7 protein-coding genes are annotated in these 12,541 nt (G+C 71.9%); 5 read left to right on the top strand and 2 right to left on the bottom strand.

Annotated features, from left to right (window positions below):
- Window position 1: 1 nt before the first annotated feature.
- A complete protein-coding gene (locus FBZ33_RS16675) occupies window positions 2-3,034 on the bottom strand; it encodes a BTAD domain-containing putative transcriptional regulator (RefSeq protein WP_141909765.1) in 3,033 nt (1,010 codons plus the stop codon).
- A 143-nt stretch (window positions 3,035-3,177) separates the two neighbouring features.
- Here FBZ33_RS16675 and FBZ33_RS16670 point away from each other — a divergent pair, with 143 nt between their 5' ends.
- The 4 genes from FBZ33_RS16670 to FBZ33_RS16655 all read left to right on the top strand — a co-directional run bounded on the left by FBZ33_RS16670 (window position 3,178) and on the right by FBZ33_RS16655 (window position 9,810).
- Complete coding sequence (locus FBZ33_RS16670) at window positions 3,178-4,932, top strand: hypothetical protein (RefSeq protein WP_141909764.1); 1,755 nt, start codon at window positions 3,178-3,180, stop codon at window positions 4,930-4,932.
- Window positions 4,929-6,497, top strand: a complete 1,569-nt coding sequence (locus FBZ33_RS16665) for a hypothetical protein (protein WP_141909763.1) — start codon at window positions 4,929-4,931, stop codon at window positions 6,495-6,497. The genes FBZ33_RS16670 and FBZ33_RS16665 overlap by 4 nt, the downstream gene beginning before the upstream one ends.
- 48 nt (window positions 6,498-6,545) lie before the next feature.
- Window positions 6,546-9,335 (top strand): hypothetical protein, encoded by a 2,790-nt coding sequence (locus FBZ33_RS16660; protein WP_141909762.1) that lies wholly within the window; start codon window positions 6,546-6,548, stop codon window positions 9,333-9,335.
- Window positions 9,336-9,531: 196 nt separating this feature from the next.
- Window positions 9,532-9,810 (top strand): hypothetical protein, encoded by a 279-nt coding sequence (locus tag FBZ33_RS16655; protein ID WP_255508903.1) that lies wholly within the window; start codon window positions 9,532-9,534, stop codon window positions 9,808-9,810.
- A 160-nt stretch (window positions 9,811-9,970) separates the two neighbouring features.
- On the opposite strand, the gene FBZ33_RS16650 is transcribed toward FBZ33_RS16655, so the two are convergent.
- Window positions 9,971-10,159 carry a hypothetical protein gene (locus FBZ33_RS16650; protein ID WP_141909761.1) on the bottom strand — a complete coding sequence of 63 codons (189 nt, stop codon included), beginning with the start codon at window positions 10,157-10,159 and terminating at the stop codon, window positions 9,971-9,973.
- A 324-nt stretch (window positions 10,160-10,483) separates the two neighbouring features.
- Here FBZ33_RS16650 and FBZ33_RS16645 point away from each other — a divergent pair, with 324 nt between their 5' ends.
- On the top strand, window positions 10,484-12,358 hold the full coding sequence (locus FBZ33_RS16645; RefSeq protein WP_141909760.1) for an adenylyl cyclase: 1,875 nt from the start codon (window positions 10,484-10,486) through the stop codon (window positions 12,356-12,358).
- Window positions 12,359-12,541 lie beyond the last annotated feature (183 nt).

The following is a 12,541-nucleotide window of genomic DNA, read 5'->3' as shown; positions in this document are numbered from 1 at the left end:
ATCAGAGCTGAGCCCGGGCCTCGCTCGGGCTCAGCTTCGTGCCCTCGGCGAGCAACGCGTCGAACCGCTGCGGCCCGAGTGCGGCTCGCAGGCGTTCGGTCGTCCGGTCGGTGTCGTCGCGTTCGGCCGGCGCGGCGGGGGACTGCGTGGCGAGTCGGGCAGCGGCAGCGGCGCCCAGCAGTCGGGCGGCCACCTCGGGGGAGCGGACCGCCGCCGCCATCCCCTCCAGGGGGCCGACCGCGTCGCGCATCGTGGTCATCGCCTCGGCGGCCTCGAACGCCTCGATGTGCAGGGCCAGCGCGGCATCCGGGTCACCGCCCTGCTCGAGGGCGTAGCCCAGCTCCACCAGGACCATCGGCAGGTAGAGCGCGGGTTGACTCTCGCCCCGGCCCAGCTCGGCGAGGTGGCTGAGGTGGGTGACGGCCAGGTCGAGCTTGCCGTCGCGGCGGGCGGCCAGCCCGAGGCTCATCTCCGCGAAGACCAGCGCACCGGGCGAGCCCTGCTCGACCGCCAGGGCGTACGCGCGTTCGGCCAGTTCCCGACCCTGGGCGTAGTCGCGGGTCTGCACGGCGAGCCAGGCCAGCCAGGACAGCTCCGCGCAGACCTGCGGCCACAGCGCCAGTTCCTCGGCCCAGCGCAGCCCCTCGCGGTGCAGCGCGGCGGCGCGCTCGTGCTCGCCGCGCATGTCGGCCAGGCCACCCACCCACTCGGTGGCACGGAGCCGACCCCACCGGTCGCCGAGGTCGGCGAAGAGCGCCGCGCTGCGGGTCGCGGTGTCCTCCAGGGTGGCCTGGTCACCGTTGGCGTGCGCGATGTGGGCCAGGGAGGTGAGCACCGCGGCCTCGGTCCACCTGTCGACGGTGGCGGTGGGCAGCAGCTCCGCCGCCAGGGCCAGGTCGCCGTGCTCGATCACCGCGTTGGCCGCGAACCACGCGGCGTGGCCGCCGGGGTCGGCGGCCACCGCGGCGCGTACGTCGTCCGGCTCGGTCGCCTCGCCCTGCGACAGGGCGAACCCGACCCGCCAGGGTGCCGCCCGGGTCTCCTGGTCCGGGTCACCGGGCACGGCCAGGGCCCGCCGCGCCTCGGTGAGCCGGCCGCGCAGGTGCCAGTACCAGCTCAGCGCGACCGCCAGGCGCAGCCCTCCGCCGTGCACCAGCGCAGATCGCAGGTTCGCCATCTCGGCGTCCAGCAGCGCCAGCCACCGCTGCTGGTCGGCCCCGCGCAGCTCCGGGTCGGCGCGCTCGGCCAGCTCCGTGTAGTAGGTGGCGTGCCGGGTGCGCACCGCGTCGGCGTCGGTCAATCGGTCCAGGCAGAACGCCGCGACCGATTCGAGCAGCCGGTAGCGCGGGTTGGCGCCGGAGTCGTCCAGCACCACCAGCGACCGGTCCACCAGCCGGGCGAGGGTGTCCAGGTCGGTCCCGCAGACGTACTCGGCGGCCTCCGGGGTGCAGCCGTCCCGGAACACCGCCAGCCGGGCCAGCACCATCCGGTCGGTCTCGTCGAGGAGGTCCCAGCTCCAACCGATCACCGCGGTCAGCGTCCGCTGCCGCGGTGGCACGTCCCGCTGCTGGGTGGTGAGCAGCCGGAAGCGGTCGTCGAGCCGTTCCACCACACCGCGCACGCCCAGCGCGCGCACCCGGGTCGCGGCCAGCTCCAGCGCCAGCGGCAGGCCGTCGAGGCGGCGGCAGAGCTGCGCGACCGCGGCGGCGCTCTGCCCGTCGAGGCGGAACCCGCGCTGCTGCGCGGCGGCGCGGGCGGCGAACAACCGGGCCGCCGCCGAGCGCCGGACCGTGTCCAGGTCACCGTCATCCGGCACGGGCAGTGGGGGTACCTCCCAGAGCAGTTCACCGGTCAGTCCGAGTGGCTCCCTGCTGGTGGCCAGCACCCGCAGCCCGGGCACCTCGCGCAGCAGCCGGGCGACCAGCTCGGCGACCGGGTCGATGACGTGTTCGCAGTTGTCCAGCACGAGCAGCAGGTGTCGGTGCCGCAGGGTCGTCACCAGCCGGTCGGCGGGGGACATGCTCGTGCCGGCCGCCTCGTAGCTGCCCAGAGCGGCGAGCACCTGCTCGGCGACGAGCGCGTCACCGACGGGCAGCGGGGCCAGCTCGACCAGCTGGACTCCGTCGGGAAGGGACTGCGCGCGGGCCGCCTCGACGGCCAGTCTGGTCTTGCCGACGCCACCCGGCCCGACCAGCGTCACCAACCGCTGCCGGGGGAGCAGCTCGCCCAACTCGGCCAGCGCCTCGGCCCGCCCGACCAGCTCGTCGAGCGGGGCGGGAAGGCTGGTGCGGATGACCGTGGCCTTCGGCGGTGCGCTGAGGGCGGCGTCCTGTTCGAGGATCCTGCGGTGCAGGGCGACCAGCTCGGGGCCGGGGTCGAGGCCCAGCTCCTCGGCGAGCCGGTCCCGCAGGTCGGCGTAGCTGTCCAACGCCTCGGACTGGCGGCCGGCCGCGTACAACGCGCGGAGCTGCACCGCCCGCAGGCCCTCACGCAGCGGATGCCGGGTGACCAGCTCGGCGAGGTCGGCGGCGACCAGGTCGTGTTCACCCCGGGCCAGCCGGGCCTCGGCCAACCGTTCGTGGACGGCGAGGCGCTGCTCGGCGAGGCGGGTCGCCTCCGCGCGGACGAACTCGGCGTCGGCCACGTCGGCGTACGCCTCGCCGCGCCACAACGCGAGGGCATCGGTCAACCGCTCGACGTCGGTGCACCGGGCCAGCTCGTCGAACCGGGCGACGTCGACCGCGTCGACCCGCAGCAGATAGCCCGGCGGCCGGGACTCGACCAGCTCGCGGGCACCCGGCTCGGCGTCGTTGAGCGCCTTGCGCAACTGGGACACCCGCACCTGGAGGGCGCCGGCGGGGTTGGCGGGGGAGTCCTCGCCCCACAGGTCGTCGATGAGGCGGTCCGCCGAGACCACCTGGTTGCGGTTGACCAGCAGGTCGGCCAGCAGCGCGCGTACCTTCGTGCCGGGCACCACCACCGGCTCGCCGGCGTCCGTGGTCACGGCGAGCGGCCCGAGCACCCCGAACTGCACGGCGGTCAGCCTAGTGCGGCAACCGCCTTCGTGGTCATGGTGGGAATTCGAGGTTCAGGCGGCGAGCGTATTGTCCTGACGCATTTACGCCTATGGCCGATGGCCGACAGTCTCGATGTGACCCACGCCACTACGCTGCCGCAATGGCAACAGGGCAGAGCAGCACGCTCTCGACCGCCGATGAGGCGGCCAGGCCGTTGCGCGGCGTGCTGGAGGACGCCTGGCTGACGCTCGACGCCCGGCCCGTCGGCGACGGCCGGTGGCTGGAGGTGTACCGCGGCGCCCCGGCCGACCCGGTCTTCGTGTGCATCGACGTGATGGGCAACGTACTGCACGTTCAGTTCCGCGACGCCACCACGCTGACCCTCAGCTACCTGCCCGGCTGGTGCTACGAGGCGGCCACCGCGGCGCACGCCGACCGGCGCCCGGACCCGCCGGAGATCCTGGTTGCCGACCTGGACTCGGCCCAGCCGTTGGTGTTCGAACTGACCGTCGAGAACCCGATCGACGGCGCGTACCGCAGCGTCACTGTTGCCGGCGAGGCCGTCGCGTACCGGCCGCTGCCCTTCGGGTACGCGTTCACGCCCGCACGGGGGTACCTGATCGAGGAGGCGCGGGCCGGATCCACGCCGCTGGTGCACTGGAGCGCGCTGCGGCTGCGGCTGGCGGCGGCGCCCGGCGTCGCCTACTCCGCCCGGCCGCTGCTCAGCACCGCCGCACTGACGACGCTGCGCGCGGCGTACGTGATCGGCGACGGGCCGACCACCTGCGACCAGGCACTGTCGTTCGAGTTCGAACGCCACCGCCACCCCGGCACGGTGCCGCCGCTCGGCGAACCGCTGCGTACCGTCCCGGCCGCCGAGGCGGACCTGGTCGCCGGTGCCGTGGCGATGCGCGCCGCGGCCAGCGCCGGACCCGACGCGGGCGGTGGCGAACCCGACGTCGAGGGCTTTGCGGGCTTCGAGGGCTTTGCGGGCTTCGACCTTGGTGGCGGCCCGCTGGCGACCGCCACGCACCAGGTCCGCGCCGACGGGATCGATCTGCTGCTGGTGAAGCCCGACCAGCGCAGCGCGCCGCGCGCGCAACCGTGGTCGTGGCAGCCGGCCTGGTTTGTCACCGCCGCGACGATCCTCGACGACGCCCTGTTCGCCCTGGCCAAGGACATGTACGACTCGTACGTGCAGTGGCTGGGCGGGCTGCCGGACACGACGCCGCTGCCGATCCGGATCCGGGTCGATCCGGCCAGCGCCGAAGACCGCTTCGCGTACCGCCTCGACCACCTCGACGCCGACGGCAAGCCGACCGGCCGGCCGGTCCCCGCCGAGCAGGGCCGGGCGGCATTCCGGCTCTCCGTCGTGCACACCCCCGGGGTAGAGGTCTTCCTGGACCTGGCCGTCGGCAACGCCGCAGCCGAGGGGCCGGACGCGATCAGCGGCATCGTCGAGTACCGGGCGCGGGAGGTGAAGTACTTCGACGACGTACCGCTGGAGATCACCGAGGAGACGCTGGTGCCGGAGGCGGTGCTGCCCGACCGTCCGGCAACGCTCGCCGAGATCGTCCACGTGATCCACACACTCGGCCAGTTCGTGCCGATCCCCATCGTGCAGAACATGTACGACCTGGAGGACCTCGGCAGCGTCGCCGCCTACGTGCTCACCGGCCGGAACCTGTACGGCGAGCCGATGACCGGCCTGGAGGCGGCCCTCACGCTGGGCGGGGTGCTGCTGCCCGAGATCGCCGAACGGGCCGGCGGGACGCTGCTGACTGCGGCGCGGCGCGTGCTCACCCTGGGCGACACCCCGCTGTACCGCCTGCGGGGCGCCGCCGCGGCCGTCCAGCCGGTGGACGCGCGCGTCGCCGAGGCGTTCGTCCACACGCTCTCGGAGGCGACCCGATGACCCGGCCGATGTCGATGCTCGAGGAACTGGGCCTGCTCATCCCGGAGCAGCGCCTCACCCGGCAGTTCCCGTCCGGCATGCCGGACGGCGCACCGCCACCGCTGCCCGCGTTCGTTCGCGACCCGACCGAGCTGATCGATCGGTCCGGCATCGCCCTGCGCTCCGGGTACCTGCAGAACGGGTTCGTCGCCGCCCGGGAGGCGGACCCCGACCTGACCCTGCTGGAGTACCTGGCCGGCGGTGGATTCGACTCGATCTTCCGCGGGGTCGTCGACGACCTGCTCGGCCACGCCTCGGCCACAATGCTGCGCACCATCGACGCCGCCCGGTACGTTCGGGCGCTGCAGGACGTGTACCGCGAGTTTCGGGTCGTCCCCACCCCGTTCGACGGGGGCGTCGCCTACGCTTCCTACCGCTACCAGACCGGCTTGCACGTCGAGCTGCCGGAGAACCTCAACGTCCTGCCGATGAACGCGCCGATCGTGGTGGGAAGCGACCTGCGCTACCCGGCCTACGGCGGCGTGGTCACCGCGCGCGGCCACCGCGCGATCGGCACGGTGATGGCCGGCCGAGCGTGGGGCCGGGACATCTCCCTCACCGCCCGTGGCAAGGAGCTCTTCAACGAGCTGGGGCTGGAGAGCAGGGACGTGCTGCACGGCTGGGACTACGACCCCGACCTGCTGATGTCCGAGGTGCAGATTGCGCACATGATCTCGACCGGCGAAGGGCCGGCGTACCGGTTCCAGATCTTCAGCGGGCCGCCTCGGCCGCGCGCGCGGTCGCAGGCCCGCTGGGAGCTGGCCGCCCGGCTCGGCGACGACGCGATCCTCGACGCGGACGAAGCGGGCCTTCAGCGGCTCTGGAAGTCCCACGGCTCGGACGCGGCCCGGCGCACCGGCGACCCGACCAATCTGAGCACCCGCTACGGCCGGGACCCCTACTACCGGTTCTCCCGCGACGAGCTGTTCGAGATGGCGCTAGGCCTGCCGCACGCGATCGACGTCCGGGACGTGGTGTACGAGTGGGAGCACGCCAGGCCGCAACGGTTCATCCGGGAGATGCAGCGCTGGGTCCGGAGGCTGGGCGATCAGCTGCCCGAGGCCGAGGACTTCTGGAGCAGCCGGCTGTCCATGCTCACCGGCGCGTCCGAGCCGGGCAACCTGCAGCTGCTCTCGCCGTACGAGCATGCCCGCACCGATCTGGTCGCCGGACGGATGTTCGGCGGCGCGACCCGTGTCGACCGGTACGCCAACCGGGCGGTGGCCACCATCGCCGGGGCCGAGGAGTACGACCTGGCGGCGCGGGCCGCGGACTACGCCTCGAAGAGCGGTGAACCGCTCAGCGCGTTCTCGCTCGCCGACCTGGCCCGGGCGGAGGAGCCGATCGTCGCCTTCGACCAGCACACCCTCGCCGAGCTGACCGCCGCCTTGCAGGAGCACGAGTGGCAGGCCGCCGTGCGGGCCACCACGGGCGCCCAGGCCGACTGGAACGACCTCGTCAGGCGGCTGAACGCCCAGCTCGTCGCGTACGGCATGCCGAAGGCTCTGCTACTGCCCACGATCTGATCGCAAGTCGCCGGCGGGACCACCCCGCCGGGTGGAGAGGACGATCCGATGACCACACCGGCACAAGCCACAGTGCGTTTCGTCCAGCTACGCCGCGTCGGCGGGCCGGACGAGGACGCCTGCACCACCGGCCCGAAGACCACCGGTCCGCTCGTCGACTTCCGCGACGACTGGAGCGGGCCGGTCCGGGACGCGATCACCTCCGGTGACCGCGACGCCGCCCAGCAGCTCTTCAAGGCACTGCTGGCGCAGCACGACGAGCTGCTGGACGAGACCGGCCGGCTCGCCCTGCTGCTGCTGCGCCGCGCCGGAGTCGACGCCCGCCTCACCGTCGGGCAGCTGCGGGAGGCCCTCACCGGCTGGGCGGCCCAGCGGGACATCGGCGGGGAGCAGCTGCGCACCGCGGTCGCCCGGCTGACCGCCTGGGCCGTCGACGCGCTCGTGCTCGGCCGATTCCTACGGCTTCGCAAGCAGCCCTTGGCCGACACGCTGGTCCGGGTACTGCGGGGCGTGACGCTGCTCCGGCTGGCCCGCTCGGCGGCGCAGGAGGCGTGCCTGGTGCGCGCCCTGCTCGGCGGGCGGGACCTGGTGCTGCCCGATCCTCCGGCGTCGCCGCAGCGGCCGGCCGACCCGAACGCCGAGCGCGCCGACCGGTTTGCCGAACTCGGCGGTACCGCGCAGCGGCTGCTGGCCCGCGCCCGGGTGACCGGCCGGCCCAACCCGACGCTGCGGGACCTGCAGGCCGACGGCTTCCCCGACCTCGGCGCGGCAGTCGAGGCCACCGCGCAGGCCGCCGACGAGCTGGGCGCGCCAGCCGCCACCACGCTGCGCGGGCTGCAGCGGGTCTTCGACGCCGAGCGCGACGACGCCCGCCGCCGCGCTTCGGCCCGGACCGCCACCGGCATCCCGGACGTCGACTCGAGCCCAGGCAATCCGATTCCCGGCAACGGCAACACCGTCCCCTACCTGCCGCCGCGGGTGCCAGTGTTCGACGCGTACGCCCGCGTCGCCGGCCGCGGCGACCTCATGCTGATCCGCACGACGCACCTGCGCTATGAGGCGGCCGACATCTCGCACGTCGAAAACGTGCTGGCCAGCGAGGTCCGGGGGCGGGTGCACACGGTCGACGCCAGCACCAAGGAGACCGTCACCACCGCCAGCCAGACGATCGCCGAGTCCACCGAGGAGCTGGAGTCCACCGAGCAGAACAGCCTGGATCGGGCGCTGCAGACGGCGGCGACCCAGCAGACCTCGACCTCGCTCGGGGTCAGCGTCTCCGGCGGGTTCGGGCCGATCCAGGCCGGTATCGAGGTCAACGCCGACCGCTCCAACACCACCGAGACCAGCATGAGTTCGGCCGTCTCGTATGCCAAGACGCTCGCCGAGAGCGCCTCGGAGCTGCTGCGCACCGAGACCTCGCAGCGCCGCACCACCACCAGCAGAACCCGGGTCACCGAGACCAACGAGCACCGGTTCGACAACGCCGACGGCGCGACCAACATCGCCGGGATCTACCGGTGGCTGAACAAGGTCGACCAGGCACAGGTGTACAACTACGGCGAGCGGCTGATCCTGGAGTTCATCGTTCCGGAGCCGGCCGGCACCCTGGTTTGGCTCGCCGAGCAGGCGGAGCAGACCAGCAGCCTGGGCGCCGTACCGGAGCCGCCGGCCTGGTTCCTGGAGGTGGGTGATCTCCACGACGACAACTACGCCGACAAGGCCGCCCGCTGGGACATCTTCGGCGTCGAGCCGCCGCCGGACTTCGAGATCTTCGCGACCGCCACGTTCCTCGACCCGGCCGCCCGGCCGTTCGAGTACAGCAAGAATTCCACCGACAAGTCGCAGCCGGAGTGGGGGTACACCTCGTACACCGGTGAGGTCGCCGTGCCGGCCGGGTACGCGGCCACCGAGGCGTACGTGACGGTCACCTGGTCGCTGGAGGAGGGCGAGTACAGCGCCGAGGAGGGCAGCCCGCCGCAGGCCGTGCAGATCGCCATCGGCGAGGACCGGATCGTCGACAACGACACCGACGACGGCGAGCACGTCGTCCCGCTCGACCACGTGATCCCCGGGCCGGTACCGATCGGGATCAGCGCCGACCAGCGCGGCGGCCTCACCGTCGTGGTGCGGGTGCGCTGCGAGCGCACCACCGCCTCGTACACCGCGTGGCAGCTGCGCGCCTGGGAGGCGATCCGGGCCGGGTACCTCGCCCAGCGCACCGCCTACGACAACGACCAGGCTCGCCGGCAGGCCCGGACCGCCTACCGGGCCGACCAGCCGGCTTCGGCAATGCGGCTGGTCGAGCAGTTGGAGTTGAAGCGCGCCTGCCAGTCCCTGCTGACCGGCCAGGAGTTCGACCTGTACGGCTCGCTCGACTTCCCGGCCGACGAGGCGCCGCGGATCGACCGGCTGGAGCTCATCGCCGAGGCCGACCACATCCAGTTCTGCGAAGACCTGTTCGAGTGGGACAAGATCAGCTACCTGTGCTACTCGTACCAGTGGGCCGGTCGGGACCGCTGGGCCACACTGCGTACCCGGACCAGCTCCGACCCGCTGCACCAGGTGTTCCTGCAGGCCGGCGCGGCCCGGGTGATGGTGCCGGTGCGCGCCGGGTACGAGCACGTCATCGGCCGGTACCTCGCCACGTCGGAAGTTCCGGCGCTGACCCCGAGGCCGTGGCGCGGCGGACACAACCCCTACCCGCCGATCGACGATCTGGTCAGCGATGCCCTCGACCGGCCCGGCGAGGAGGTCACCGTCGGCGAGCCGTGGGAGGTGGTCACCCCGACCGACCTCATCCAGCTGCAGGCGGGTACCGAACTCAACCCGGCTGCCTAAGTACGGCAGCCGCCGTCCAGCCTCGACAAGGGGATCGAAAGCGGACCGAAAGCGCGCCGGGGCACCGCGTGGGCATGGACATCTACCACGAGACACACGGCAACGACGAGGGCCGCCCGCTGGTGCTGATCCACGGGGCGCTCGCCGGCATCGGCACCTCGTTCGGCACGATGCTGCCGGCCACTTCGCAGCCGACGTGGTCGAGCTGCTCGACCGTCAGGGCGTCGTACGGGCGGACGTGTTCGGTTGGAGCCTGGGCGCGCCCACCATGATCGTGCTGGCCGACGCGGACATCGTCCAACCCGAGCACGCGGTGCACATGTTCCGGCTGCTCGGCGGTGGGGTGCCCGGCGACCTCACCGGTCTGCCGGCCTGCCGTCTGGCCATCCTGCCCGGCACGACGCACACGTCGATCCCCCAGCGCGCCGACTGGCTGGCCCCAATGATCGACGAGTTCCTGACCGAGGCCGCCTAATCCGAAACAGTCGCGCCGCCCCGCTCAGCGTCGATCATGGACTTGTGGTGCCAGTTTTGACAGCCAAGCCGTTTCGTACACCACCACAACTCCATGATCGACGGAGCGGTTGGGGTGAGGGCGGGAGGGGTGAGGGCGGGAGGGGTGGGGGCGGGAGGGGTCACTGCTGTTCGGGGGTTTGTCGGAGCCACAGCCAGACGCCGCCGAGGCCGCACACCACGCCGAGGATCACGATCGCCGTCCGTGCCGCCGTCGGGGCATCGTCCAGGAACGGGGCGGCCTTCGAGGCGGCCAGGCTGAGCAGTGCGATGACCAGCAACAGCCCCGCGACGATCCGATCACGCGTCATGGCGATCTGTATAGCAGTCACGCCCATGAGTCCGTGAAACGTCCCTCGCTCCGACCAACTCGTCGATCTTGCGCTTTGTCTAGTGCCAGAAGGCTCGAAGCCGCATAACGCCCGCAGAAGATACAAGATCGCGGGAAGAGGGGCTCGCGTCGGGGCTCGGCGTGAAGTTTCGCCCCCCGGTCGTGGCGTGTGGGCGCATTAACGGGTAGAAACATCTCAACCCCTTCCGGCCCGGCCCAACCTCCGGCGGCAAGGGTCAGAGAGCGCTCTCACCGCCCCCAGCTGCGCCGGTAGTACGCCCGGTCAGCGGAGAGGACGAACCACATGACAACCCCGTCCCGAGACGTGCGCCGGAGATCCGGTCGTACCCTCCTGCTCGCTCTGGTGTTGACCACCGCCACCACGATGACCAGCACGGCGGCCAGCGCCGGCCGCCCGACGCACGGCGCACCCGACTTCGGCCCGAACGTGACGATCTTCGACCCGGGCATGCCGGTCGCCGAGATCCAGCAGACCCTGGACGCGGCCCACGCCCGGCAGGTCGACAACGAGATGGGCACCGAGCGGCACGCCTACCTGTTCAAGCCGGGCACGTACGGCACGGCCGAGCAGCCGTTGCAGGCCAAGGTCGGCTACTACACCGAGGTGTCCGGTCTGGGCGCCTCGCCCACCGACGTCACGGTGAACGGCAAGCTCGAGGTCTACAACCGCTGCCTGGCCGACGGCGGCACCGGCAACTGCCTCGCGCTGGTCAACTTCTGGCGCACCCTGTCCAACCTGTCGCTCACCATCAACGCCTCCGGTCAGGACGGTTGCCGGTCGACGGCGAACTTCTGGGCGGTGTCCCAAGCGGTGTCGATGCGCCGATTGAACATCAACGGTGGCGGTTTGTCGCTGATGGACTACTGCACGGCAGGCCCGCAGTTCGCCAGCGGCGGCTTCATCGCCGACTCGCGGCTGCCGGCCACCACCAACGGCTCGCAACAGCAGTGGCTGACCCGCAACAGTGAGGTCGGCAGCTGGTCCAACGCGGTGTGGAACCAGGTCTTCGCGGGCGTCGAGGGCGCGCCGGACGACGCCACGTTCCCCGACCCGCCGTACACCACCCTGGAGACCACCCCGCTAAGCCGGGAGAAGCCGTACCTCTTCGTCGACGGCAAGGGTCGCTACAACGTGCGGGTTCCCGCCGCGCAGCGCGACAGCCGGGGAGTCTCCTGGGCCGACGGCATGACGCCGGGACGGACGATCGGGATCGACGACTTCTTCGTCGCCAAGCCGTCCGACCCGGTACGCGTCATCAACGCCCAACTCGCGCGCGGGAAGCACCTGCTGCTGACCCCCGGCACGTACGACATCGCCCGCAGCATCGAGGTGCGGCGGCCCGGCACCGTGGTGCTCGGAATTGGCCACGCGACGCTCACCGCGGTGAACGGCGCCATCCCGCTCGACGTCGCCGGTGTCCCCGGCGTGATCGTCGCCGGTGTCACGATCGACGCCGGTCTCGTCGAGTCGCCGGTCCTGCTGCGGGTGGGCCGCCAGCACGGCCACAACGCCAGCAGCCCGCACAACCCGACCACGCTGTCCGACGTGTACTTCCGGGTCGGCGGCCCGCACATCGGCCGGACGAACACCGCGCTGGAGGTCAACAGCGACAACGTGCTCATCGACCACACCTGGGTCTGGCGCGGTGACCACGGCGTCGAGGGCTTCACCGAGGGCGTCAACGGTGACACCGACCGCTGGCGCACCAACACCGGTCGCTACGGCGCCGTCATCAACGGCGACCACGTGACCGCGACCGGTCTGTTCGTCGAGCACTTCCAGCGCTACAACACGGTCTGGAACGGCGAGCACGGCACCACGATCCTTTACCAGAACGAGCTGCCGTACGACCCGCCGACGCAGGCCGACTGGATGAACGGCGCGGTCGAGGGCTGGGCCGGGTACAAGGTCGGTGACCGGGTGCGTCACCACACCCTGCACGGCGGCGGGGTGTACGTCTTCAACCAGAACAACCCGTCGATCCACACCGAGAACGGCTTCGAGGTGCCGAACCGGCCGGGCGTGAAGCTGCACCACGTCATGACCGTCAACCTCAGCGCCGGCACGATCGACCACGTGGTCAACGGCGTCGGCGAGGCGGCCGACATGACCAAGGTGGGTGCGCCGGTCTACCTCGCGCAGTACCCGACTCCGTAAGGGTCTCGGGTGTACCGACGGGGCCGGAGCCGGCATGGCTCCGGCCCCGTCGGCTGTGGAACGGTCAACGGATCCAGTCCGCGCGGGAACGCTGCCAGCCGACCGTGGCCGCGACGAACCCTCATGTCCGCTCCGCTGCATTAGGCGAAAAGTCTCTTTCGTGGTTATTTGGTGGGTTACTGT

Origin of the sequence: Micromonospora sp. A202 (genome assembly GCF_006715105.1) — a bacterium.
GTDB classification, from domain to species: domain Bacteria; phylum Actinomycetota; class Actinomycetes; order Mycobacteriales; family Micromonosporaceae; genus Micromonospora; species Micromonospora zamorensis.
The sequence above is the reverse complement of the archived record's forward strand: the minus strand, read 5'-3'. Positions and strand labels throughout refer to the sequence as shown.